Genomic DNA, 24,522 nt, shown 5'->3' on the forward strand with positions numbered 1-24,522 from the left:
TCGGACGACTCAGACGGCCCCGTAGAACAGCTCCTCCATCACCGCGCGTGCCCGTCGGGTCGTCCGCCGGTAGTCGTCGATCATGTCGCCACTGTGTCCGTTGTACGGGCCGGGGCCGGGCTGCGCCGATCCGGGACCGTAGCCCAAGTACCGCCCCATCGCGGCCAGTTCACGGCCGTCCGACGGGAACGTGTCGCCCGCCCTGCCGCGTACGAGCATCACGCCGTTGCGGACCCGCGTCGCCAGCACCCAGGCCTCGTCGAGGATCTGGGTGTGCTCGTCCGAGATCAGGCCCGCGGCGTGGGCGGCGGCCAGCGCCTCGCGCGTACGCGTCGTGCGCAGACCGGGCACCTCCCAGGCGTGCCGCATCTGGATCAGCTGCACCGTCCACTCGACGTCCGACAGCCCGCCCCGGCCCAGTTTGGTGTGCAGGGTGGGGTCGGCGCCGCGCGGCAGCCGCTCCGTCTCCATCCGCGCCTTGAGCCGGCGGATCTCGCGTACGGCCGCCTCGCTCAGCCCCTCGGCGGGATAGCGCAGCGGGTCGATCAGCTCGATGAAGGCGCGGCCCAGCTCCGCGTCGCCGGCCATCGGTTCGGCGCGCAGCAACGCCTGGCTCTCCCAACCCAGCGACCAGCGGCGGTAGTAGGCGGCGTAGGAGGCCAGCGTGCGCACCAGCGGGCCGGTCTTGCCCTCCGGGCGCAGATCGGCGTCGATCATCAACGGCGGGTCGGTCGTGGGGAGTTGGAGAAGTCTGCGCATCTCGGACACGACGGTGCTGGCGGCCCGCGCCGCTTCCTGCTCGGCGACGCCCTCGCGCGGCTCGTACACGAACAGCACGTCCGCGTCGGAGCCGTAGCCCTGCTCGTGGCCGCCGAAGCGGCCCATGCCGATGACGGCGAATCTGGCGGGCAGGGTGTCGCCCCAGGTCTGCCGCACGGCGGCGCGCAACGCGCCCGACAGGGTGGCGGAGTTGAGGTCGGTGACCGCCTTGCCGACCCGGTCGACCAGCTCGCCGGGATCCTCCTCGGCGGGGTTCTCCTCGGTGCCGTAACTGCCGATGATGTCGGCGGCGGCGGTGCGGAACAGCTCGCGCCGGCGCACCCCGCGGGTGACGGCGACCGCGATCTCGGCGGTCTCCGCCCGGCCGACGGCGGCCAGCACCTCCAGCTCCAGATGCTTGACGCCGCGCGGTTTCAGGCCGTTCGCGTCGCCGAGGAGTGCGACGGCCTCCGGGGCGCGCAGCAGCAGGTCGGGGGCGAGCCGCCCGGCGGACAGCACGCGGGCCAGATTCTCCGCCGCCGCGCCCTCGTCGCGCAGCAGCCGCAGATACCAGGGGGTCTTGCCGAGCGCGTCGGACACCTTGCGGAAGCCCAGCAGTCCGGCGTCGGGGTCGGCCGAGTCCGCGAACCAGCCCAACAGCACGGGCAGCAGCGTCCGTTGGATGGCGGCCTTGCGGCTCACACCGGACGACAGGGCCTCCAGATGCCGCAGCGCGGCCACCGGGTCCGCGTACCCGAGCGCTTCCAGCCGCTGGCCGGCCGCCTTCGTACTGAGCCTGATCTCACCGGGGGCGAGCTGGGCGACGGCGTCGAGCAGAGGCCGGTAGAACAGCTTCTCGTGCAGTCTGCGGACCATCGAGGCGTGCCGCTTCCAGGCCCTGTTCAGTTCGTTGACCGGTTCGGTGCGCAGCCCGAGTGAGCGTCCGAGACGGCGCAGATCCGCCTCGTCGTCGGGCACCAGATGCGTACGCCGCAGCCGGAACAGCTGGATGTGGTGCTCCATGGAGCGCAGGAAGCGGTACGCCTCGTCGAGCTGAGCCGCGTCGGTCCGGCCGACGTAGCCGCCGGCGGCGAGCGCCCGCAGCGCGACGAGCGTGGTGCCGCTGCGCAGCGAGGCGTCGCTGCGGCCGTGCACCAACTGGAGGAGCTGTACGGCGAATTCGACGTCCCGCAGTCCGCCGGGGCCGAGCTTCAGCTCGCGGTCGACATGCCCGACGGGGATGTTGTCCACGACCCGGCGGCGCATCTTCTGCACGTCGGACACGAAGTTCTCGCGGTCGGCGGCCTGCCAGACCATGGGCGAGACGGCGGCCACGTAGTCGCGGCCGAGCGCGAGATCCCCGGCCACGGCGCGGGCCTTGAGCAGGGCCTGGAACTCCCAGGTCTTGGCCCAGCGCTGGTAGTAGGCGAGATGGCTGGAGAGGGTGCGTACGAGCGGGCCGTTGCGGCCCTCGGGGCGCAGATTGGCGTCGACGGGCCAGATGGTGCCCTCGGCCGTCGTCTCGGAGCAGACGCGCATCATATGGGCGGCGAGCCGGGTGGCCGCCTGGACGGCCTTGGCCTCGGTCTTGGCCGCCTCGGCGTCGTCCCCGTCGGCCGCGGGGTCGTGGACCAGGGTGTGGGCGGGCTCGCCGACGAAGATGACGTCGACGTCGGAGACATAGTTCAGTTCCTGGCCGCCGCACTTGCCGAGCGCCACGACGGCGAGCCGGCACATCGCCGCGTCCTCGGGGGCGGCGGCGCGGGCGATGGCCAGCGCGGCGCGCAGTGTGGCGGTCGCCAGGTCGGCCAGTTCGGCGGCGGTCTGGGCGACATCGGTGGTGCCGCAGACGTCGCGGGCGGCGAGGGACAGCAGACAGCGGCGGTAGGCGACGCGCAGCGAGTCGACGTCGTGCGCCTCGGCGAGACCGGCCTCGAACTCGGCGACGCCGGGGTGCAGGTCCGCCGACTCGTAGGTGACGAGCACCTGCCAGTCGGCGGGGTGTCTGGCCAGATGGTCGCCGAGCGCCTCGGACGCCCCCAGCACACCCAGCAGCCGGTCCCGCAACGGCTTCGCCGAGATCAGCGTGTCCAGCAGCAGCCGGCGCCCGTCGTCCTCGTGCGCCTCGGCGAGCCGGACGAGGGCGCGCAGCGCCAGATCGGGGTCGGCGGTGGAGCCGAGCGCGTCGAGGAGGACGGAATCGCCCCGTACGGACGCCATCTCGGGCAGATCGAGCAGACGCTCGGCGGCCGACGGGTCGGTGAAGCCGTGCCGGAGCAGGCGGGTGAAGGTACTGCTCCTGCGTCCCTGCACCGTCATGCGGCCTTTCGTCCGTCCGATGGAGATCCGTGGCCGAGCCTAGTACTCCGCCGCGTCCCGGGAGCCGGTGGAGCCGGTCGGCCGATGAGTTCTGGTGTCGCGGCCGGTCCTCTCCTGCGGAAGGGTCGTGAGCGTACTCCCGCTCACTGCCCCGCAGCACCTCTCCCGAAGGGACGGCACCATGGCGCACAAGGAACCGGTCGACACCTACCTCGACGCCCGCTACAGCGACCCGAAGGCAGTCGCGGACAGTTGGGCCGACGCGGTGACGCGGCTGGCGGAGGCCGAGATCTTCTGGTTGACGACCGTACGCCCCGACGGCCGGCCGCATGTCACCCCGCTGCTGACGGTCTGGTGGCGGGACGCGCTGTACTTCAGCTCGGGCGAGCGGGAGCGGAAGGTCCTGAATCTGAACGAGAACCGCGAGGTCGTCCTCACCACCGGCACGAACGCGCTCGGCGAGGGCCGGGACCTGGTGGTCGAGGGGGAAGCGGTCCGGGAGACGGACGGGGCGCGGCTGGGCGAGCTGGCGGCGCTGTGGGAGCGCAAGTACGGGCCGGACTGGCACTTCGAGGTGAACGACGGCGCGTTCGTGGGCAAGTGGGGCCCCGTCCCGGTGTTCGGGGTCGCGCCGCGTACGGCCTTCGGCTTCGCGAAGGACCCGTACAGCCAGACCCGCTGGCGGTTCGCCTGACGGCGGCCGTGGCATCCGCCGTATGAGCCAGGGCCGTTCACGGGGTGCGGGTGCCACGGGATTCCGGTAGCTCCGCCGGGAGATCCCCGGCGGTGTGACCGAGGAGTCCCCCGTGGCACGCACCGCACACCACCGCCCGCCGCCCCGCGTCTGGTCCGGCGCGGGTCCCTGGCGCTCCGTGCGCCTGTACGGCCTGCGGTACAGCGCCCGCGCCCTGGCCGATACCGGTCGGCGTCCGGTGCCGGAGGCCGTACGCCGGAGCGTGGACGTCCGCTCCTGGGCGCGTGCGGACACCCACGACCGTTCCGTGTCGGTGCGGGCGGCGCTCGACGAACGCCGACGCGGTGGATGTGCTTCCGGCGCGGCACCGGCGCGGTGCCCTCCGGCTCGCCTGAGGGGCCCTGGACACGTGGTCGTAGCATGGGTCTTCGCCATGGACACGATCAGCAGCTGGGAATTCGTCGCGCTCGCCGCGGCAGCCGCGCTCGTCGGCTTCTCCAAGACGGCGGTCAGCGGGGCCAACACGGTCAGCCTCGCGGTGTTCGCGGCCGTGCTGCCGGCCCGCGAGTCGACGGGTGTGCTGCTGCCGATCCTCATCGTGGGCGACGCGATCGCCGTCCTCACCTACCGCAGGCACGCGCACTGGCCCACGCTGTGGCGGCTGTTCCCGGCGGTCGCCGGGGGTGTGGTGATCGGCACCGTCTTCATGGTGTGGGCCGACGACGGAGCCGTGCGCGTCTCGATCGGGTCGATCCTTCTGTTGATGGCGGGCGTCACGGTCTGGCGGCGGCGTCAGGCACCGGCGCGGGACGCGCCACAGGAGGACTCGCCGGAGGAGACCGCTCCGGAGGAGACGGCGTCGCTCAAGGGGCGCGTCAAGGCGCGCTCCTACGGAGTGCTCGGCGGCTTCACGACGATGGTCGCCAACGCCGGCGGCCCCGTCATGTCGCTCTACCTGCTCTCGGCGGGCTTCCGCAAGCTCGGCTTCCTCGGCACGTCCGCGTGGTTCTTCCTGATCGTGAACACCACGAAGGTGCCCTTCAGCGTGGGGCTGGGGCTGATCGACCGCGACTCACTGCTGCTGGACGCGCTGCTGGTGCTGTTCGTCCTGCCCGGCGCCGTCGTCGGGAAGCTGTGCGTGGACCGTATCGACCAACGGGTCTTCGAACGCCTGGTGATCGGCGCGACGGTGCTGGGCGGACTTCAACTCCTGCTGCGCTGAGCCGCGTCGTACGACTCCCGCGCCGCCTCGACCTGTCCGACGTTCCGCTCGGCCCAGCCGGACAGGGCGTTCAGGACGGGCATCAGGCTCTGCCCCAGCGGTGTGAGCGCGTACTCCACCCGTACCGGCACGGCCGGGGTGACGGTGCGCGTCAGCAGACCGTCGCGCTCCAGCCGGCGCAGCGTCTGCGTCAGCATCTTCGGGCTGGCGCTCGCGAGCGTACGGGCGAGGTCGCCGTACCGGCGCGGTCCGTCGGCCAGTTCCTTGAGGACCAGGGCGGACCACTTCTCACCGATGCGCTCCAGCAGCCGGTTGGCCGGACACTCCGCGACCCGGACCAGATGGGATTCGCGGGCGTCGGCCCGGCGCTGGGCGGCACTGCGGGTCGTCATGGCTCTCCTCCAGGTACGCACCGCACTTCGAAGTGCGTACTGCCCGCCCCACGGTAGCGCCGCCTAACGTCGCGTCCCAGCGGCACGATCACCACCGATCAAGGAGCGAAGCCACCATGACCACCATCGCCGTCCTCGGCTCCGGCACCGTCGCCCGGTCCCTCGCGGGCCCCTGGCGCGACGCCGGCCACGAGATCGTCGTGGGTTCCCGCGACCCGCTGCGGGCCGCCGCCGGCGGGCCCCTGCCGGGCGTACGCGTCACCGGCCTGCCCGACGCGGCGCGGGCGGGTGACCTCGTGGTCAACACCCTGCCCGGCACGGCCTCCCTGGCCGTCCTCACGGGCCTCGCGCCCCATCTGACGGGCAAGATCCTCGTCGATGTCGCCAACGCCGTGGAGACGGACGCCCAGGGCTTCGCGACGGCGGCCCTCCACCCGGGCGGCAGTCTCGCCGAGGAGATCCAACGGGCGCTGCCCGCCGTACGCGTGGTGAAGACCCTCAACACGATGCACGCCTCGGTGATGGCCGCCCCGCGCACCCTGGCGACCCCGCCGTCGGCGTTCCTGTCCGGCGACGACGCCGGGGCCAGGAAGACGGTCGCCGCCCTCCTGGCGGACCTGGGCTGGCCCCCGGAGTGGATCGTCGATCTCGGTGACGTACGGACGGCACGGGCCCCGGAGGCGTTCCTGCTGCTGGTGGGCAGCCTGGTCCGCGCGTGGGGGCCGGTGCCGTTCGCGATGTCGGTCGCCCGCTGAACCTCCGGCTACAGCACCGGCAGCAGGTTCTTCAGCTCGAAGGCCGTGACCTCGGAGCGGTACTCCTCCCACTCGCGCTTCTTGTTGCGGAGGAAGAAGTCGAAGACGTGCTCGCCCAGTGTCTCGGCGACCAGTTCGCTGCGCTCCATCAGGGAGATCGCCTCGCCGAGGTTCTGCGGCAGCGGCTCGATGCCCATCGCGCGGCGCTCCGCGTCGGACAGGGCCCAGACGTCGTCGTCGGCGCCCGCCGGGAGTTCGTAGCCCTCCTCGATGCCCTTGAGGCCGGCCGCGAGGAGTACCGCGTAGGTCAGATAGGGGTTGGCGCCGGAGTCGATGGAGCGGACCTCCACGCGCGCGGAGCCCGTCTTGCCGGGCTTGTACATCGGGACGCGGATCAGGGCGGAGCGGTTGTTGTGGCCCCAGCAGATGTACGAGGGGGCCTCGCCGCCCGAGCCCGCCGTGCGGGTGGAGCCGCCCCAGATGCGCTTGTAGGAGTTGACCCACTGGTTGGTGACGGCCGAGATCTCGGCGGCGTGCTTGAGCAGTCCGGCGATGAACGACCGGCCGACCTTGGAGAGTTGGTACTCGGCGCCCGACTCGTAGAACGCGTTGCGGTCCCCCTCGAAGAGGGAGAGGTGGGTGTGCATGCCGGAGCCCGGGTACTCGCTGAACGGCTTGGGCATGAAGGTCGCCTGCACGCCCTGCTCCAGCGCGACCTGCTTCATGACCAGCCGGAAGGTCATGACGTTGTCGGCGGTGGAGAGCGCGTCGGCGTACCGCAGGTCGATCTCCTGCTGGCCGGGGGCGCCCTCGTGGTGGCTGAACTCCACGGAGATACCCATGGATTCGAGCATCGTGATCGCCTGGCGGCGGAAGTCCATGCCGACGTTCTGCGGAGTGTGGTCGAAGTAGCCGGAGCTGTCGGCGGGGGTGGGGCGGGTGCCGTCGACCGGCTTGTCCTTAAGGAGGAAGAACTCGATCTCGGGGTGGGTGTAGAAGGTGAAGCCGAGGTCCGAGGTCTTGGCGAGGATCCTCTTGAGGACGTAGCGCGGGTCCGCGAAGGACGGTGAGCCGTCGGGCATCAGGATGTCGCAGAACATCCGCGCGGTGCCGGGGGCCTCCGCGCGCCACGGCAGGATCTGGAAGGTCCCCGGATCGGGCTTGGCGATCATGTCGGACTCGTACACCCGGGCGAAGCCCTCGATCGCCGAGCCGTCGAACCCGATGCCTTCGTCGAACGCCTGTTCAAGCTCGGCGGGGGCGACGGCGACCGACTTGAGGAAGCCGAGCACATCGGTGAACCACAGGCGTACGAACCGGATGTCGCGTTCCTCAAGGGTACGGAGCACGAATTCCTGCTGCTTGTCCATGTCTGCTGTCCTACCCATCCTTGCCGGTCAGGCCGCCTGCTCCCACGCTCCCGGGAACACCGGGGCACCCGAGCATGACACCACACGATTTCCGGAAGGTTGCACACCGGCGTACTAAAGCATTGTCGGACACGCGCCCCCGGACGCGCTCGTCCGGGGGCATCGGCGGTGGACGGGGTGCGTGAGCGGCCCGCGGCTCAGCCGCCGTGGGTGATCTGGATGAGATTGCCGCAGGTGTCGTCGAAGACGGCGACGGTCACCGGACCCATGTCGACGGGCTCCTGGGTGAAGCGCACACCGAGCCCCTGGAGGCGCGCGAACTCTGCGTGGACGTCGTCCACGGCGAAGGAGGTGTACGGGATGCCGTCCGCGACCAGCGCCTCCTTGAAGGGCTTCACGGCGGGGTGCCCGGACGGTTCGAGCAGCAGCTCGGTGCCGTCGGGCTCGGCCGGTGACACGACGGTGAGCCAGCGGTCGTCGCCCACCGGAACGTCGTTCTTCGTACGGAAGCCGAGCACCTCCGTGTAGAAGCGCTGCGCCGCGGCCTGGTCGTCGACGAAGACACTGGACAGATTGATCTTCACGGGGATTCTCCTGATCGTTCGGGCGCGAGCCAGCGGTCGGTGAGGTGTTCGAGCGGCCTCGTGTCGAGGTGGTGGAATTTGTAGCGGCCCTCGCGCCGGGTCTCCACGAGGCCGGCGGCCTCAAGGAGGGCGAGATGCTGCGAGACGCCCTGCCGGGACGTGTTGAGCCGGTGTTTCGTCAGCAGCCGTCCGCAGATCTCGAACAGCGTCTGACCGTCGCGTTCGGCCAGCTCGTCGAGGATCGTGCGACGGGTGTGGTCGGCCAGGGCCTTGAACACATCATCGGACATGACGGCAGCATAGGCAAGCTTTCACTTGCCTATCAATCGCACCCGCCACTCGCCCCGTCGCTCGCCCCGCCACCCGTGCCCGGCGGTCGCGCCCGCCCGACCCGCCCTCAGTGGAGCGGAGCCGCGGTGTCCGACCAGCCCAGCGGGTAGGGCTCCCCGTCGTCCCCCGGCATCGGCCGCTCCCCGCCCGCCTCCGTGAACGCCGTGAGGGCCTCCACGAGCGCCGTACGCTGCTCGGTGGCCAGCCGCTCGACGATCGCCGTGATCTCGCGTCTGCGCGCCGCCGAGACGTCCGCCACGAGCGTCCGGCCCTCGTCCGTGAGCCGCAGGACGGTCTCGCGGCGGTTGGCCGGGTTGACCCCCCGCTCGGCCAGCCCGGCGGTGATGAGCCGGTCGACCATGCGCATCGCGGTGGAGGGGTTCACCCCGAGCCGCTCGGCCAGCGAGACGAGGTTGGCGCCGCCGTGGGCCGACAGGACCTTCAGCAGCCGGAACTGCGGCAGGGTGACCCGGTCCTCGACCGTGGCCAGGGAGCGGACGGACAGGGTGACGAGCAGCCGGGAGGCGATCAGGACCGCCCGGGTCACATCGTCGACGTCGGGCTCGTGCGGCTGGGGTTCCGGAGGGTCGGCCATGCCTCTTTGTACCGTGCCGGGGCGTCGGCGGACCCGCTCCGTACCGCCGTCCGTACCGCCGTCCCCACCGAAGAGCACGCGCGCCCACAGCCACGTTCCGGACTCGGTACCCCCTGCGCTCTCCTGTTCGGCCACCTGTACGGACTACGATCTGCGCCCATGGGGGGACGACGCCACATACGCGACGCGCGTCCCACGGCCTTGCTCAGCGCCGTGGTGACGCTGCTCGCCGCGCTCTCCGTCTGTCTGGGCCCCGCCGACACCCACCACCGGGTGTCGTCGCCACCGACGGTGACGGCGGAAGCGGCCTCCCACACCGCGCGCGTCGGCATCACCCTCCGTACGGACATGGACGGCACGGCCGCCCGGCCGGCCGCGGGCCCCGAGTACACCTGCCCGTACGACCGCGACGGCTGCCGCTTCATCCCGCACCTCAGTCCGGCCGTGCTCACCGCGCCGCACCCCGCCGACCCGCTCGGCACCGACGACGTGGGTCCGGCGCGCCTCGAACTCCCGCCCAGCACCGGCCAGGTGTCCCGCTCCGGAGCGTTTCCCCGCGCGCCGGATCTCCACGTCCTCCAAGTACTGCGGACGTAGCCGGGCCCGCGCCCCCACCGGGTTCCCGTACTTCCCCCACCCCCGTTCCGCAGGTTTTCGAGAAGGACGAAACAGACACCATGGCTTCCAAGACCCAGAGCAGCGAGCGCAAGGCCCGAATAGAGCAGATGCGCAAGGCCGAGCGCGCGCGTGAGCGCCGTAACCGCATCATCACGATCACCGCGAGCGCGGTCGTGGTCGCGGCGCTCGTCGGGTTCGGCGCGTTCGTGCTGAACAAGGAGTCCGAGGACCAGAAGAAGGAGGAGCAGGCCGCCGCGCAGCCCGTCAAGGGCGAGAAGTCCTGGGACGCGAAGAAGCTGGGCCGTGACCATGTCTCCGAGGCGGTCGAGTACCCGCAGACCCCGCCCGTAGGCGGCAACCACAACCAGGTCTGGATGAACTGCGCCGGCGACGTCTACAAGGACGCGATCCCGGACGTGAACGCGGTGCACTCGCTGGAGCACGGCGCGGTCTGGGTGACGTACAACGACAAGGCGCCCGAGGGCGACGTGAAGGAACTCGGCGACCTCGTCGGCAAGACCCAGTACACGCTGATGAGCCCCGTGAAGGAGCAGGCCGGGGCGATCATGCTGACCGCGTGGGGCAAGCAGGTCACCGTGGACAGCGCGAAGGACCCGCGCGTCAGCCAGTTCTTCTCGAAGTACGTGCAGGGCCCGCAGACGCCCGAGCCGGGTGCGGCCTGCACCGGTGGAATGGGCGCCCAGTGACCCGCACCAGCTGGGCCGCCATCACCGCGGTCGTCCTGGCGCTGCTGTTCGCCGGCGCGGCCACCGTCGCCTCCGCCGGGCCGGACGACTCGCCCCGTGCGGCGGCCACACCCACGTCGGACTCGCCGGAGGCGGGCTTCGCGCGGGACATGGCGGTCCATCACCAGCAGGCGGTGGAGATGTCGTTCCTCGTGCGGGACAGCACGGACGACGAGGAGGTGCGCCGCCTCGCGTACGACATCGCCAACACCCAGGCGAACCAGCGCGGCATGCTGCTGGGCTGGCTGGACATGTGGAAGCTGCCGAAGATCTCCACCGACCAGGAGCCGATGGCCTGGATGGCGGAGGCCGGGGAGCACGCGGGCATGGAGGGCATGGAGGGCATGGATCACGGCGGCCACGAGGTCCGTGACGGCTCGCTGATGCCCGGCATGGCGACGAAGACGGAGCTGGACACGCTCCGGTCCGCCAAGGGAAAGAAGGCGGAGGTCCTGTACCTCCAGCTGATGACCGATCATCACATCGGCGGCGTCGAGATGGCGCAGGGCTGCGCCGAGTTGTGCGAGGTCGACACCGAACGGGCCCTGGCCGAGGGCATGGTGACGGCCCAGCAGTCCGAACTGGACCTGATGGCCGACCTGTTGAAGGCCCGGGGCGCGAAGCCGCGCTCCTGACCGTCCGACGGCGGGACACATCGCCGCCGCCCCCGGCCGCAGGGATCCGTCCCCGCGGCCGGGGGCGGCGCCGTTCAGGCCGTACGGGAGGTACGGGCGGTGCGGGAGGCCGTCGCGGGGGTCGTGGCCGTCCAGGTGATCATCGGCGGGCGTACGGCCGCGCAGAGCGGCATACCGGCCGCGTCGGTCAGCCCGAGCGTGGTCTCGACGGTGCCCGCCCCCAGCAGCTCCCCCGGTATGTCCGCGAGGAAGATCTTCGCCCGCCGGAACATCTCGAAGCCGCCGCCCGGCGGCAGCTCGCCCCACGTCAGATAGACGAAGCGCGCGCCGCGCCGCCCCTGGACGTACGGCCCCCGGAAGTCCGGCACCGCGACGGCCGCCCCGCCCGTCCGGCCCGTCTCGACCGTCTCGCCCGTCTCGACCGGGATCTCGAAGACCGCGCCCGTCGCACCGCCGGACACCAACTGGTCCGGCTGCCCGCCGCGCTGGGCGCCGACATGGATGTGCCGGAACCCGCCGCACTCCGTGCCCGGCAGGTCGTGGCCCAGAATCCGCAGGGTCAGCAGTGCCATGCCCCTCACCTCTCCTTTCACCCGTTCGGGTGACAGCGGTCGCGTACACCCGTACGGCCCCATGACGATGGGGGCGCTCGGGGCGGACGGCATTCAGGAGGAACGAACCCCATGACCACCGCCAAAGACATCATGCATTCCGGCGCCGACTGGATCCCCTCGCACGAGACCCTGGACCGGGCCGCGCAGCTCATGCGGGACCTGGACGTGGGCGCCCTGCCCATCGCCGACACCGAGGAGCGGCTGACCGGCATCCTGACCGACCGCGACATCGTCGTCGGCTGTGTGGCGCGGGGCCACGACCCGGCGAAGGTCACCGCGGCCGAGATGGCCCGGGGCACACCGCGCTGGATCGAAGCCGGGGCGGACGTGGACGCCGTGCTCCACGAGATGCAGGAGCACCAGATCCGCCGGCTGCCGGTCATCGAGAACAAGCGTCTGGTCGGCATGATCAGCGAGGCGGACCTGGCGCAGCACCTGACAGACGCGCAGATCGCCACGTGGATGGAGCGGGTGTACGCGAGCGGCTGAGCCGCCGGCCGGACCCCCGGCGAGGGTGTGGGGCCGCCGCCCCGTGGCGCGGCCCACACACCTGTACGCACCCCATCGCGTCAGAAAGACGATTACAGTGGGGGGCGTGCCTCAACTACGTCTCGCCCTGAATCAGATCGACTCGACCGTCGGCGATCTCGCCGCCAACGCCGAGGCGATCGTGCACTGGACCCGGCACTCCGCCGAACAGGGCGCGCATCTCGTCGCGTTCCCCGAGATGGTGCTGACCGGCTACCCCGTCGAGGATCTGGCCCTGCGGTCGTCGTTCGTCGAGGCGTCCCGCGACGCGCTGCGCGCGCTCGCCGCGCGGCTCGCCGCCGAGGGCTTCGGCGAACTGCCCGTCGTCGTGGGCTATCTCGACCGCTCGGAGCGGGACCGGCCGCGGATCGGCCGCCCGGCCGGCTCCCCGCAGAACGCCGCCGCCGTGCTGCACCGGGGCGGTGTGGCGCTGACGTTCGCCAAGCACCATCTGCCCAACTACGGCGTCTTCGACGAGTTCCGCTACTTCGTGCCCGGCGACACCATGCCCGTCGTCCGGGTGCGTGGCGTCGACGTCGCGCTCGCGATCTGCGAGGACCTCTGGCAGGACGGCGGCCGGGTCCCGGCCACCCGCGCCGCCGGTGCCGGGCTGCTGCTGTCCATCAACGCCTCGCCGTACGAGCGGGCCAAGGACGACACCCGGCTCGAACTCGTCCGCAGACGCGCCCGGGAGGCCGGCTGCGTCACCGCGTATCTCGCGATGATGGGCGGCCAGGACGAGTTGGTCTTCGACGGCGACTCGATCGTCGTCGACAAGGACGGCGAAGTCGTGGCGCGCGCACCGCAGTTCGCCGAGGGCAGTGTGATCCTGGACCTCGAACTGCCCGCGGCTGCCGCCGAGCCCCCGGGCGGCACCGTGGACGACGGTCTGCGTATCGACCACGTCGTCCTGTCCGAGGAGCCCGTGGCCGCCTACGAGCCGGAGCTGGCCGGCGGATACGCGGACCGGCTGGACGACGACGAGGAGATCTACTCCGCCCTGGTGGTGGGCCTGCGGGCGTACGCCGCGAAGAACGGCTTCCGGTCCGTCCTGATCGGGCTCTCCGGCGGCATCGACTCCGCCCTCGTCGCCGCGATCGCCTGCGACGCGCTCGGGGCGGCGAACGTGTACGGCGTCTCGATGCCGTCCAAGTACTCCTCGGACCACTCACGCGGCGACGCGGCCGAACTCGCCCGCCGTACGGGGCTCAACTTCCGCACCGTGTCCATCGAGCCGATGTTCGACGCGTACATGGACGCGCTCGGTCTGACCGGGCTGGCGGAGGAGAACCTCCAGTCGCGGCTGCGCGGCACGATGCTGATGGCGCTGTCCAACCAGGAGGGCCAGATCGTGCTGGCGCCGGGCAACAAGTCCGAGCTGGCGGTGGGGTATTCGACGCTGTACGGCGACTCCGTCGGCGCGTACGGCCCGATCAAGGACGTCTACAAGACGACCGTCTTCCGGCTCGCCCGCTGGCGCAACCGCGCCGCCGAGGAGCGCGGCCAGACCCCGCCGATCCCCGAGAACTCGATCACCAAGCCGCCGAGCGCCGAACTGCGCCCCGGCCAGGTCGACACGGACTCCCTGCCGGACTACGACGTGCTGGACCGGCTGCTGGAGATGTACGTCGACGGGGACCGGGGCAAGGACGCGATCGTCGCGGCGGGCTTCGACCCGGAGACGGTGGCGAGGACGCTGCGCATGGTGGACACCGCGGAGTACAAGCGGCGGCAGTATCCACCGGGCACCAAGATCTCCGCGAAGGGCTTCGGCAAGGACCGGCGGCTGCCGATCACCAACCGCTGGCGGGAGTCACCGACCGCCTAGGACCGGCCCCGCCGGAACCGCCCGGAACCGACGCGCCCTGGGCCGACCGCCCGAGGCCGGTCGTCCGAACGCGCCCGCCCGCACTCAGAGTTCGATACGGGCGGCGATCGGCAGATGGTCGCTGCCCGTGCGGGGCAGCGTCCACGACGACATCGGCTCGACGTCCCTGACCATGATCTGGTCGATCCGCGCCATCGGGAACGCCGCCGGCCAGCTGAAGCCGTAACCGTCGCCGGCGGCGCCCTGGGTGGAGCGCATCTGCGACGTGACGGCCTTCAGGGAGCGGTCGTTCATCGTGCCGTTGAGGTCGCCGAGGAGCACGACCCGCCGGATCTTCTCGGCCTCGATCGCCTCGCCGAGCGCGTCGGCGCTGTTGTCGCGCTGGTTGGCGGTGAAGCCGGCGTGCAGCTTGACGCGTACGGACGGCAGATGCGCCACGTACACGGCGATCTCGCCCTGCGGCGCGGTCACCGTGGCGCGCATCGCGCGCGTCCAGCCCATCCCGATGTCGACGGGACGGCTGCCGGTCACCGGGTATTTGCTCCAGAGCCCCACCGTGCCCTGCACCGAGTGGTACTTGTACGTCCCGGCCAGCGCCTTCTCGTACGTGGGAACCGCCGACGCCTTCAGCTCCTCCAGCGCCACGACGTCCGCGCCGGACTCGACGAGTTGTCGCGCCGTTCCCTCCGGGTCGGGGTTCTGCGCGTTCACGTTGTGCGTGGCGACCATCAGATCACCGCCGCCGCCCGACTTGTCGAGGATCAGCCCGCCGAAGAGATTGACCCAGACGACGGCCGGGAGCAGCAGCGCGATCAGCGCGGTGGCGGAGCGCCGCAGCAGCGCGCCCAGGAGGATCAGGGGGACGAGCAACCCCAGCCACGGCAGGAACGTCTCCATCAGAGAGCCCAAGTTGCCGATGCGGTTGGGGACCTGGGCGTGCAGGATCATCAGCAGCGCCGTCAGGACGGAGAGCACCGCCAGGAGAATGCCACGGCGCCAGATGCCGCGGTCGCCGCGCCAGCGGTCGGCGAGGGTCCGCAACCGGCTCTTCCTGGGAGGGTCGTTGTCCTCGGCCCCGTCCACCCGGGATTCAGCCGTGTACTCCTGCGTCATTCCGCTGCCCTCACTGCCTTGCCTTGCACGCCCGCCTTCGACCCTAGGCGATGACGGGCGCTTTATCTGCCGTCCCCCGACAGCCGTACGGGCTCAAGGACGCGCGGCGTGGGGCCCCGGGTTCCGGATCAGGGTGGCCACCGGGCCGCTGTGACGCAACACGCATGCTCAGCGCCCCGGGCCGGCGCCGGAATCCGCCGCCGTACCCCCGGCCGTGTCCCCGCCCGACTCCGCGCCCGACTCCTCGCCCGGGTCCCTGGGGCGCAGGCCTTCGAGCACCGCGCGGATGATGCGCTCGGAGAGATCGTCGTCCAGCGGCGCCTCCTTGCGGTGGATGGTCCGCAGGAGCATGGGGCCGGCGAAGAGTTCCTCGATCAGTTCCGCGTCGATGTCCGCGCGGAGTTCACCGGCGGCGACGGCGCGGCGCACGGCCGCCATGACCGCGACACGCCGCGGCTCGATCACCGTGCTCTGGTAGGCGCCCCACAGCTTCGGGTGGGTCTTCATCTGCGCGAAGACGTTGTGCAGCAGGGCCGAGTTGCGCTGGGCGAGTCCGCGGCGGCGCATGGACTCCAGTGCGGCGTGGATGTCGGAGAGGCCCGAGGTGCCCGAGAGGACGGGCTCGGGCGGCTCCATGTGGCGCAGGACATCCATGAACAGCTCTTCTTTGTCGCTCCAGCGCCGGTAGATGGTGGCCTTGCCGACGCCCGCCGTCCGTGCGATGCGCTCGATGGAGAGCCCGGCCAGCGGCTCGCCCTCCTCAAGGAGGCGCACCACGGCCTGGAGGATGGCGCGTTCGGCCGCCTCGCTGCGCGGGCGGCCCCGCCGGGGCTCCCGCTCCTGGCCGTGGACCGGCTCCCGGTCGTGCCCCTGGTCGTGCTCCCGGCCGTTCTCCTGGTCCCGCAATGCCTCACCCTTCGTACCGCCCCCACCACCCCGTGCGGGCCGCACCCGCGCGCCGATTCTCGCCGACGGCGGCGGGTGCGGTCGACCGGCTCAGTCGCGTACGGCGGGCGCGGCGGGCACGGGTGCATCGGCCGACAAATCGGCGGGCGTCTCGGCCGACGGCTCGGCGGGCCGCGTCGGTACGGGCCCCTCCGGGGCCTTGCGGCCCGGCATGAAGAGCGCCACCACAACGGTGCCGATCAGCGCGACACCGGCGGAGCCGAGGGCGGCGACCTGCATCGCGCTGAGGAAGGCGTCGCTCGCGGAGTCCATCAACGGGGCGCCGGCGGGGCCGAGTTTCTCGGCGACGGCCATGGTCGCCTCGATCGACTCCCCCGCCGCGTCGCGCGCGGCGGCCGGGACGGCGCCGAGGTGTCCCTCGATCTCGCCGCGGTAGGTCGAGGAGAGCAGCGAGCCGAGTACGGCGACGCCGAGCGCCCCGCCGACCTGGCGGAAGGTGTTGTTGATGGCCGATCCCGAGCCGGCCTTCTCACGCGGCAGGGCCTGCATGACGGTCACCGTCACCGGGGGCATGATGTGGGCCATTCCGGCGCCCTGGACGAAGAAGACGACGCACAGCACCCACACGGGCGTGGTGGCGTCGAACAGCGCGAACGAGGCGAGGCCGACGGCGACGAGCAGCATGCCGCCGGTGCAGACGGCGCGGGCGCCGAACCGGTCGACGACCAGCCGGGCGCGCGGCGCGAACACCATCTGCGCCACGGCGAGCGGCAGGATCAGCAGACCGGAGTCGAGGGCGCTGTAGCCGCGCACGCTCTGGAGGTAGAAGGCCGAGAAGAAGGTCACGCCCATCAGGGCGAAGAAGACGAGCGCGATGGCGGCGACGGCCGCCGAGAACGCCGGCTTCTTGAAGTAGGACATGTCCATCGACGGGTGGTCGCTGCGCTTCTGGTGCACGACGAACACGGCCAGGACGGCCACACCGCCGAGGGTCGAGGCCAGCACCGTGGCGTCGGTGAAGTCGGCCAGCTCGCCCGCGCGGATGATCCCGTACACGAGCAGGACCAGGCCGACGATCGAGAGCAGCACACCCACCGGGTCGATGCGGCCGGGCTTCGGGTCCTTGGAGTCCGGGACGAGGAACCACATCGCGATCAGTCCGACGATCACCACGGGGACGTTGATCAGGAAGATCGAGCCCCACCAGAAGTGTTCGAGCAGGATGCCGCCGGTGATCGGCCCGATGGCGATGCCCAGGCCGACGCTGCCGGCCCATATGCCGATGGCCTTGGGCTGCTCGTCGCGCTCGAAGACGTTCATCAGGACGGCGAGGGTGGCCGGCATCACAAAGGCGGCGCCGAAGCCCATCAGGGCGCGGTACGCGACGAGTTCACCGGGTGATCCGGACATCGCGGCGAGGGCGGAGCCGATGCCGAAGACGGCGATGCCGAAAAGCAGGACCTTCTTGCGGCCGACGCGGTCGCCGAGCAGGCCGGAGGTGAAGAGGAGGCCGGCGAAGACGAGGGTGTAGGAGTTGATCGCCCACTCCAGCTCGCTCTGCGTGGCGCCGATCCCGACGGGCTCCGGGCTGGAGATCGTCTTGACGGCGACGTTCAGGATCGAGTTGTCGAGGACGACGATGAGCAGGCTGAACATGAGGACGCCGAGGATGGCCCAGCGGCGCTTGTGCACGGCTTCGGGCACCCGGGGTGCGGAGTCGTGGACGCCGGTCGGGGCCGACGACGGTGAGGGTGACGATGTGGACATGCCGATGAGCCTAAGGGCATTTCAATACGAGACCGTCTCGTATTGTAAAGTCTTTACCCGGCGGCCCGGTGCGGGCGGAGCAGCCCCACTTCCCGGGGACCGTCCGGAGATGCCACCATGGAGACGGTCCGGGGACGCCGTCAGGGCGCCTCGAGATGACGAAGGAGTCGTAAGCCATGACATTCGAGGCTGCGCAGAATCCCTCCGGCGACACCAAGTCGCTGTACGGCGGTACCAGCGCCCGTAACCGCCGTGTCACCGTCCACGACATCGCCGCCGCCAAACGACGCGGTGAGAAGTGGCCCATGCTCACCGCCTACGACGCGATGACCGCGTCCGTCTTCGACGAGGCCGGCATCCCGGTCATGCTGGTCGGTGACTCGATGGGCAATGTCCATCTCGGCTACGAGACGACCGTACCGGTCACGCTCGACGAGATGACGATGCTGTCCGCCGCCGTCGTACGGGGCACCAGGCGCGCCCTCGTCGTCGGCGACCTGCCCTTCGGCTCGTACCAGGAAGGCCCCGTCCAGGCCCTGCGCAGCGCCACCCGGCTCGTCAAGGACGCGGGGGTCGGCGCCATCAAGCTGGAGGGCGGGGAGCGCTCGCTGCCGCAGACCGAGCTGCTCGTCCGGTCCGGCATCCCGGTCATGTCGCACCTCGGACTGACGCCGCAGTCCGTGAACACCCTGGGCTACCGCGTGCAGGGCCGCGGCGACGAGGCCGCGCACCAGTTGCTGCACGACGCCAAGTCGGCGCAGGCGGCGGGCGCGTTCGCGGTGGTCCTGGAGCTGGTGCCGGCCGAGGTCGCCGCCGAGATCACCCGGTCGCTGGACATCCCGACCATCGGCATCGGGGCCGGTCCGGACACCGACGCGCAGGTGCTCGTGTACACCGACATGGTGGGGCTCACCGGCGGCAAGGTGCCACGCTTCACCAAGCAGTACGCCAACCTCCGGCAGACGCTCGGCGACGCCGCGAAGGCGTTCGCGGACGAGGTCGCGGGAGGAACGTTCCCGCAGGAAGAGCACACCTTCCACTAGGTCCACCGGGTCCAGTCCACCAGGTCCACCGGGCCCGGTGGACCTGGTGGGCCCCGTCACACCCAACAGCCACTGCCGCACCAGAAGACAGCCCGCCGACATCCCCCATCGGCGGGCTGTCGGCGTGCGCGGGGACCCGGCGCCGGCCCGACGGCCACGTGTCGGCGGCCTGTCGGTCGTCTGTCGGTCCCTTGTCGGCGGGCGCTGCCACGATCGACGGCATGACGCGAATCGACACGATCCCTGCCGACGGCACCACGGCCGTCACGGTACGGGGCCTGGTCAAGCACTACGGTGCGACCAAGGCGCTGGACGGCGTGGACCTGGACGTGCGTGAGGGCACGGTTCTCGGTGTCCTCGGCCCCAACGGCGCCGGCAAGACCACCCTCGTACGCTGCCTGTCCACCCTGATCCTGCCCGACGCCGGCACGGCCGTCGTCGCCGGCTACGACGTGGTGAAGCAGCCACGACAGCTGCGCCGCACCATCGGCCTCACCGGTCAGTACGCCTCGGTCGACGAGAAGCTCGCCGGCTGGGAGAACCTGTACATGATCGGGCGACTGCTCGATCTGTCCCGTACGGCCGCCCGCAGGCGCGCCGACGAACTGCTGGAGCGGTTCTCGCTCACCGAGGCGGCGAAGAAGCCGGTGCTCCAGTACTCCGGAGGTATGCGCCGGCGCCTGGACCTCGCGGCGTCGATGATCGGGCAGCCCTCGGTGCTCTATCTGGACGAGCCGACGACCGGTCTCGACCCGCGCACACGCAACGAGGTGTGGGCGGAGGTCCAGCGGATGGTCGCCGACGGTGTGACCGTCCTGCTCACCACGCAGTACATGGAAGAGGCCGAGCAGTTGGCGAGCGAGCTGACGGTCATCGACCGCGGCCGGGTCGTCGCGGGCGGCAAGGTCGACGAGCTGAAGGCGAGGGTCGGCGGCCGGACCCTGGAGATCCGCCCGGCCGACCCCGGCCGGCTCCCCGAGATGGCGCGGGCGTTGAGCGAGACGGGGCTGGACGGTGTCGCGGGGTCGCAGATCCAGGACGGCATGCTGTTCGTACCGATCCTCGCCGACGAGCAACTGACCGCCGTGATCGGCCTGTTGGGCGCCCGAGGCTTCGACATCGCGCACATCGGAACCCATCTGCCCAGCCTGGACGAGGTGTTCCTGGCGATCACGGGCGAGAAGTCGAGCGAGCAGGCCGACGCCACGGACCACGACGCGGACGACGCACAGCTGAAGGGGGTCGCGGCATGAGCACGGCGACAACGACCAAAACGACCGAAGTACCGGAGCCCACCCCGGCCCCCCGGCCCGGGAAGGCCGTCCGGGCCGTCACCGACGAGGGCCGGATCGGCCTGCGGGCCAATCTGCGGCACATCGGCGCCCTCGCGCGCCGCAACGTCCTCCAGATCAAGCAGGATCCCGAGTCGATGTTCGACGTCCTGCTGATGCCGATCGTCTTCACCCTGCTCTTCGTCTTCGTCTTCGGCGGGGCCGTCGCGGGCAAGGGCAACCAGTCCGAGTACGTCAGCTATCTGGTCCCCGGCCTGATGGCGATGATGGGGCTCAACGTCTCGATGGCCGTGGGCAGCGGGATCAACGAGGACTTCCAGAAGGGGGTCATGGACCGGTTCCGCACGATGCCGATCGCCCGGTCCTCGGTCCTCATCGCGAAGATCGTGGTCGAGGTCGGCCGGATGATCGTCGCGTTCGCGATCCTGCTGATCGTGGGCTTCATACTCGGTCTGTCGATCGAGACCTCGGTCCTCGAAGTGCTGGGCGCCATCGGGCTGTCGCTGCTGTTCGGCGCGTCGCTGATGTGGATCTTCATCCTGATCGGACTGACCGTGAAGACGGCGCAGGCGGTGCAGGGGGTCGGGTTCCTGGTGCTGATGCCGCTCCAGTTCGGCTCCTCGATCTTCACACCGCCGTCGACGATGCCGGGCTGGTTGCAGAACTTCACGGACTACAACCCGCTGTCGAATCTGGCGGACGCGGCGCGCGGGCTGTTCATCGGCGGGCCGGTGGCGCACGATCTGCTGCTGACGCTGGGCTGGTCGGCGGCGATCACGCTGGTGACGGCGCCGATCGCGGTGGCCAAGTTCCGCAAGAAGACCTGACATCCGCCGCCGGGGTCCCGGCTGCCAGGACCCCGGCGGATGTCAGGCACCGGCGACGGCGTAGGCCTCGTCGAGGGTGAGCGCGCGGCCCTCGGCGAGCGCCTTCTCGTAGTCGGCGCCGGTCAGTCCCCCGGCGTGGACGACCGCCTCGGCCGCCTCCCGGCAGCCGCGCTCCTGCCCGTTGCGGTAGTGGCCCGGGGGCAGTTGCGCCTCGTACGCGCCGATCAGGCGCGCACCGTCCCGTACCCGCTCCGGGTCGCCGAGCCCGGCCAGCGACCAGCCCGCGATCAGCAGATGGACCGCCGCCATCTGCGGCGCGACCATCTTCGACATCGGATCGCGCGCATGGGCCAGCGCCTCGCGCGACTGGGCGAGCCCGTCGGCGTACCGGCCGTCGAGATTGTCCAGCCAGCCGAGCAGACCGAACACGAACCCCGCGAAGAGGGCCAGGTTGGAGTGGGCGAAATCGCCACGCAGCCGGTCGAGTTGCTCCCTGGCCTCCTCGACCCGCCCGTCGCGGCCGAACAGCAGCGCCAGATAGATCCGGGCGGCCGGTCCCGCCTCGTAGTCGCGCCGGCTGTTCTGGGCGAGCAGCCCGCGCAGCATCGCCTCGGCCTCGGCCGACTCGCCCTGCTCCATCATCACACCCGCGAGACGCGTCTGGAGCAGCGCGACCTGCGACTCGGCGCCGAGCATCCGGGCCTTGTCGATGGCGGAGTGGAAGTCGGCGGCGGACCGTTCGTACTCCCCTTTGCGCTCGAAGGCCTCGGCGCGGGCCGACAGGGCCTCGGCGGCGCCCCACGCGTCGCCGAGCCGGGTGAAGATCTCCAGGCTCTCGTCGGCGTCCCGGCTCGCGTCGCCGACCCACTCGGTGCGGTTGGCCAGGACGTTGGCCCGCATATGGAGGGCAGCCGCCAGCTCCCACTCGTAGCCGAAGTCCCGGCACGCCTCGACCGTCGCGTCGACGAGCGTCCGGAGCTGGCCGGGCTCCCCCGTCATCATCACCGTGAAGAACCAGTACGAGCCCGGCGTACGGCAGGTCTGCGGCAGACCGGGCCGGTAGACCTCACCGACGCGGCGCAGCCAGTCCTTCGCCACGCTCGTGGTCCACTGGTCGAACTCGTGGTTCATGCTGGCCAGATGGATCAGCCGGGCCCCGCGCCGCGCCTCCAGCAGTTGCTCGGGCGCCATCGGCGGGGGCGCGTCCGTGCACCGTTCGTACAGGGGCGGCGCCGGGGCGGTCGGCGGGTCGAAGGGGTCGGGGCCGAGGTCGGCGGCGGCCCGCGACCAGTGCCGGGCGTCGGTGCGCAGATCGCGGACCTGCCAGTACCAGGCGAGCGAGTGCACCAGACACAGCGCCTCGTGCTCGTCCCCTTCGGCGACGGCATGCCGCAGCGCGGTGCGCAGATTCTCGTACTCGACCGTGATCCGGGTCATCCAGTGCACCTGCTCGGGACCGCGCAGCTTGGGGTCGGCGAGCCGGACCAGCTCTCTGAAGTGCACGAGATGGCGGCGCTCGACGGCGGCGCGCCCGCCTGACTGGTCCAGCCGCTCCCCCGCGTACTCCAGGACGGTCTCCAGCAGCCGGTAGCGCATCGCGCCGTCCGGGGCGGGGGACGCGACGACGAGCGACTTGTCGACCAGCGAACCGAGCAGTCCGAGCGCGTCGGGCCCGCACACGGCCTCGGCGGCGGCCAGGTCGCAGCCGCCGGCGAAGACGGACAGGGCGCTCAGCGCGGTCCGCTCGGCGGAGTCGAGCAGGTCCCACGACCAGTCCACGACGGCGCGCAGGGTCTGCTGCCGGGGCAGTACGGTGCGGCTGCCGCCGGTCAGCAGGCGGAAGCGGTCGTCCAGCCGGTCGGCGATCTGCCGGGGGGTGAGCATCCGCAGCCGGGCGGCGGCCAGCTCGATCGCGAGCGGCAGCCCGTCGAGCCGGCGGCAGATCTCCTCGGCGGCAGCCGGGTCGTCCTGTGTACGGAAGCCGGGCCGGGCGGCGGCGCCCCGGTCGGCGAGCAGCCGCAGCGCCATCGGTTCCGGCAGCGGACCGACCGGGCGTACGACCTCACCCGGCACACCGAGCGGTTCCCGGCTGGTGGCGAGGACGGTCACGCCGGGGCAACGGGCCAGCAGCTCCTCGGCCAGCCGGGCGGCGGCGTCCACGACGTGCTCGCAGTTGTCGAGCAGCAGCAGCATGCGCCGGCGCGAGCAGTGCTCGACGAGCCGTACGAGGGGGTCGGTGGCGCCCGGGTCGACGGCCCGCAGCCCCTCGGCCCCGGCGCCGCGGAGCACGGTCTCGCGCGCCCCGAGCGCGACGAGGACGGCCTCGGGCACGGTCTCGGGATCGTCGACGGGGGCGAGTTCGGCGAGCCACACCCCGTCGGGCCATCCCTCGTGGGCGGCCCCGGCGGCGACCTCCTGCGACAACCGCGTCTTCCCGGCGCCCCCGGCCCCGAGCAGGGTGACCAGCCGTGCGTCCCGCAGATCCTCCCGGAGATCGGCGAGGTCGCCCTCCCGTCCGACGAAACTGGTGATCCGCGCGCGGATGTTGCCGGGGGTCGGGGCGGGGGCGGCGTCGACGGGGGCGGTGGGAGAAGTGGGGGCGGTGGGACCGGACGGCCCGGCGGAGGCCGAGGCGGGCGCGGACCCGTTCACCGGGCGGGCGAGGGCCTTCAGGGGTGTACGGCGCCGCTGGGCGCCGGCCCTCCCGTCGCCGTCGTCGCGGTCGTCGCCGTCGTCCGGGTTCAGCAACTCCTTGTACAGCGCGCGCAGTTCCGGGCCCGGGTCCATGCCCAGCCGGGTCGCGAGGTCGCGGCGCACGTCCTCGTACGCCGACAGCGCCTCGGCCGGGCGGCCCGCCGCGCGCAGGGCGCGGATGCGCAGCGCCTGGAGCAGTTCGTCGATCGGGTGCTCGTCGCAGAGCGCGGTGAGTTCGGGCAGTGCCTCCTCCGCGTGGCCGAGGGCGAGCGCCGCCGTGAGGCGGGCCCGGCGGGCGCCGAGCCTGCGGGACTCCCAGCGCGCCGACTCGGCCCGGTGGTCGGGCAGGTCGGACAGCGCGGGTCCGTGCCACAGCCCCAGGGCCTCGTCCAGCAGCTCGGCGGCCCGCTCGGGGCTGCCGTCGTCCAGGGCCCTCGTGCCCTCGGCCGTGAGCCGCTCGAAGCGGTACAGGTCCACGTCGTCCGGCTCGGCGCAGAGCCGGTATCCGCCGCCGTCCGAGACGACGGTCTCCGCCCCGAGCGCCCGGCGCAGCCGGCTGACCAGGGCCTGGAGCGCGCCCGCCGCGTCCGCGGGTACGTCGCCGTCCCAGACCGCGTCGACCAGCGTGGCCGTCTGCACGGTCCGTCCGGGCCGCATCGCCAGCACGGTCAGCAGCGCGCGCAGCCGTGATCCGCCGACGGCGTGCGGGGTACCGTCGGCGCGCAGTGCCCGCGTGGGGCCGAGGAGCCGGTAACGCACCCCACCATTGTCCGGTACAACCATCCGGTCGGCCGCCCGCTCCCCCAAGTCCGTGGACCACATGTGCCGGGTTCCCCCTCCGTACCGCGTTCCCGTGCGGGAACGATCCTCCGCCGTGCCGTCGCGCCCACC

22 protein-coding genes are annotated in these 24,522 nt (G+C 71.7%); 11 read left to right on the plus strand and 11 right to left on the minus strand.

Annotation, left to right across the window (positions count from 1 at the left end; all coding sequences use genetic code 11):
• Positions 1-9: 9 nt before the first annotated feature.
• Positions 10-3,078 (minus strand): bifunctional [glutamine synthetase] adenylyltransferase/[glutamine synthetase]-adenylyl-L-tyrosine phosphorylase, encoded by a 3,069-nt coding sequence (locus ACFYNU_RS27290; protein ID WP_356594116.1) that lies wholly within the window; start codon positions 3,076-3,078, stop codon positions 10-12.
• Between the two features lie 181 nt (positions 3,079-3,259).
• Between ACFYNU_RS27290 and ACFYNU_RS27295 the strand changes: the two genes are divergently transcribed.
• Positions 3,260-3,772, plus strand: a complete 513-nt coding sequence (locus tag ACFYNU_RS27295; RefSeq protein ID WP_356594118.1) for a pyridoxamine 5'-phosphate oxidase family protein — start codon at positions 3,260-3,262, stop codon at positions 3,770-3,772.
• A 433-nt stretch (positions 3,773-4,205) separates the two neighbouring features.
• Positions 4,206-4,994: a sulfite exporter TauE/SafE family protein gene (locus ACFYNU_RS27300; RefSeq protein ID WP_356594120.1), complete on the plus strand. Its 789-nt coding sequence runs from the start codon at positions 4,206-4,208 to the stop codon at positions 4,992-4,994.
• Here ACFYNU_RS27300 and ACFYNU_RS27305 read toward each other — a convergent pair.
• Positions 4,976-5,386: a helix-turn-helix domain-containing protein gene (locus tag ACFYNU_RS27305; protein WP_356594122.1), complete on the minus strand. Its 411-nt coding sequence runs from the start codon at positions 5,384-5,386 to the stop codon at positions 4,976-4,978. The genes ACFYNU_RS27300 and ACFYNU_RS27305 overlap by 19 nt on opposite strands.
• Before the next feature lie 116 nt (positions 5,387-5,502).
• Here ACFYNU_RS27305 and ACFYNU_RS27310 point away from each other — a divergent pair, with 116 nt between their 5' ends.
• A complete protein-coding gene (locus ACFYNU_RS27310) occupies positions 5,503-6,141 on the plus strand; it encodes an NAD(P)-binding domain-containing protein (RefSeq protein WP_356594124.1) in 639 nt (212 codons plus the stop codon).
• An 8-nt stretch (positions 6,142-6,149) separates the two neighbouring features.
• On the opposite strand, the gene glnA is transcribed toward ACFYNU_RS27310, so the two are convergent.
• The 4 genes from glnA to ACFYNU_RS27330 all read right to left on the minus strand — a co-directional run bounded on the left by glnA (position 6,150) and on the right by ACFYNU_RS27330 (position 9,020).
• Positions 6,150-7,511: a type I glutamate--ammonia ligase gene (gene glnA / locus ACFYNU_RS27315; protein WP_356594126.1), complete on the minus strand. Its 1,362-nt coding sequence runs from the start codon at positions 7,509-7,511 to the stop codon at positions 6,150-6,152.
• A gap of 197 nt (positions 7,512-7,708) precedes the next feature.
• Positions 7,709-8,095: a VOC family protein gene (locus ACFYNU_RS27320; protein WP_356594128.1), complete on the minus strand. Its 387-nt coding sequence runs from the start codon at positions 8,093-8,095 to the stop codon at positions 7,709-7,711.
• A complete protein-coding gene (locus ACFYNU_RS27325) occupies positions 8,092-8,385 on the minus strand; it encodes a metalloregulator ArsR/SmtB family transcription factor (protein WP_356594130.1) in 294 nt (97 codons plus the stop codon). The genes ACFYNU_RS27320 and ACFYNU_RS27325 overlap by 4 nt, the downstream gene beginning before the upstream one ends.
• 107 nt (positions 8,386-8,492) lie before the next feature.
• Complete coding sequence (locus ACFYNU_RS27330; RefSeq protein WP_356594132.1) at positions 8,493-9,020, minus strand: MarR family transcriptional regulator; 528 nt, start codon at positions 9,018-9,020, stop codon at positions 8,493-8,495.
• Positions 9,021-9,179: 159 nt separating this feature from the next.
• On the opposite strand from ACFYNU_RS27330, the gene ACFYNU_RS27335 reads away from it, so the two are divergent.
• The 3 genes from ACFYNU_RS27335 to ACFYNU_RS27345 all read left to right on the plus strand — a co-directional run bounded on the left by ACFYNU_RS27335 (position 9,180) and on the right by ACFYNU_RS27345 (position 11,019).
• Positions 9,180-9,617: a hypothetical protein gene (locus ACFYNU_RS27335; protein ID WP_356594134.1), complete on the plus strand. Its 438-nt coding sequence runs from the start codon at positions 9,180-9,182 to the stop codon at positions 9,615-9,617.
• 80 nt (positions 9,618-9,697) lie between these two features.
• On the plus strand, positions 9,698-10,345 hold the full coding sequence (locus ACFYNU_RS27340) for a DUF3105 domain-containing protein (RefSeq protein WP_356594136.1): 648 nt from the start codon (positions 9,698-9,700) through the stop codon (positions 10,343-10,345).
• Positions 10,342-11,019: a DUF305 domain-containing protein gene (locus ACFYNU_RS27345; RefSeq protein ID WP_356594138.1), complete on the plus strand. Its 678-nt coding sequence runs from the start codon at positions 10,342-10,344 to the stop codon at positions 11,017-11,019. Before ACFYNU_RS27340 ends, ACFYNU_RS27345 begins: the two co-directional genes overlap by 4 nt.
• A 74-nt stretch (positions 11,020-11,093) precedes the next feature.
• Here the strand turns inward: ACFYNU_RS27345 and ACFYNU_RS27350 are convergent, their stop codons facing one another.
• The gene (locus ACFYNU_RS27350) at positions 11,094-11,591 is read right to left on the minus strand and encodes a DUF5990 family protein (protein WP_356594140.1); all 498 of its coding nucleotides are present in this window, start codon (positions 11,589-11,591) and stop codon (positions 11,094-11,096) included.
• 111 nt (positions 11,592-11,702) lie between these two features.
• Between ACFYNU_RS27350 and ACFYNU_RS27355 the strand changes: the two genes are divergently transcribed.
• Both ACFYNU_RS27355 and ACFYNU_RS27360 read left to right on the plus strand, forming a co-directional pair.
• Positions 11,703-12,122, plus strand: a complete 420-nt coding sequence (locus ACFYNU_RS27355) for a CBS domain-containing protein (protein WP_356594142.1) — start codon at positions 11,703-11,705, stop codon at positions 12,120-12,122.
• Positions 12,123-12,228: 106 nt separating this feature from the next.
• Positions 12,229-13,989, plus strand: a complete 1,761-nt coding sequence (locus ACFYNU_RS27360; protein ID WP_356594144.1) for an NAD+ synthase — start codon at positions 12,229-12,231, stop codon at positions 13,987-13,989.
• A gap of 84 nt (positions 13,990-14,073) precedes the next feature.
• Here the strand turns inward: ACFYNU_RS27360 and ACFYNU_RS27365 are convergent, their stop codons facing one another.
• From ACFYNU_RS27365 to ACFYNU_RS27375, 3 genes are all read right to left on the minus strand, one after another.
• The gene (locus ACFYNU_RS27365; RefSeq protein WP_356594146.1) at positions 14,074-15,102 is read right to left on the minus strand and encodes an endonuclease/exonuclease/phosphatase family protein; all 1,029 of its coding nucleotides are present in this window, start codon (positions 15,100-15,102) and stop codon (positions 14,074-14,076) included.
• A 168-nt stretch (positions 15,103-15,270) separates the two neighbouring features.
• Positions 15,271-16,008, minus strand: coding sequence for a TetR/AcrR family transcriptional regulator (locus ACFYNU_RS27370; RefSeq protein WP_356594148.1), 738 nt, complete (start codon positions 16,006-16,008; stop codon positions 15,271-15,273).
• A gap of 90 nt (positions 16,009-16,098) precedes the next feature.
• Positions 16,099-17,775 (minus strand): MFS transporter, encoded by a 1,677-nt coding sequence (locus ACFYNU_RS27375; RefSeq protein ID WP_356594150.1) that lies wholly within the window; start codon positions 17,773-17,775, stop codon positions 16,099-16,101.
• 176 nt (positions 17,776-17,951) lie between these two features.
• On the opposite strand from ACFYNU_RS27375, the gene panB reads away from it, so the two are divergent.
• The 3 genes from panB (at position 17,952) to ACFYNU_RS27390 (ending at position 20,937) form a co-directional block, all read left to right on the plus strand.
• The gene (gene panB, locus ACFYNU_RS27380; RefSeq protein WP_356594152.1) at positions 17,952-18,818 is read left to right on the plus strand and encodes a 3-methyl-2-oxobutanoate hydroxymethyltransferase; all 867 of its coding nucleotides are present in this window, start codon (positions 17,952-17,954) and stop codon (positions 18,816-18,818) included.
• A 221-nt stretch (positions 18,819-19,039) separates the two neighbouring features.
• Positions 19,040-20,071: an ATP-binding cassette domain-containing protein gene (locus tag ACFYNU_RS27385; protein ID WP_356594154.1), complete on the plus strand. Its 1,032-nt coding sequence runs from the start codon at positions 19,040-19,042 to the stop codon at positions 20,069-20,071.
• On the plus strand, positions 20,068-20,937 hold the full coding sequence (locus ACFYNU_RS27390; protein ID WP_356594156.1) for an ABC transporter permease: 870 nt from the start codon (positions 20,068-20,070) through the stop codon (positions 20,935-20,937). The genes ACFYNU_RS27385 and ACFYNU_RS27390 overlap by 4 nt, the downstream gene beginning before the upstream one ends.
• A gap of 42 nt (positions 20,938-20,979) precedes the next feature.
• On the opposite strand, the gene ACFYNU_RS27395 is transcribed toward ACFYNU_RS27390, so the two are convergent.
• Entirely contained in the window at positions 20,980-24,414 is a 3,435-nt protein-coding gene (locus ACFYNU_RS27395; RefSeq protein ID WP_356594233.1) for a BTAD domain-containing putative transcriptional regulator, read from the minus strand.
• Positions 24,415-24,522: the final 108 nt, after the last annotated feature.

Source organism: Streptomyces sp. NPDC006643 (assembly GCF_042870175.1).
Taxonomy (GTDB): Bacteria; Actinomycetota; Actinomycetes; order Streptomycetales; family Streptomycetaceae; genus Streptomyces.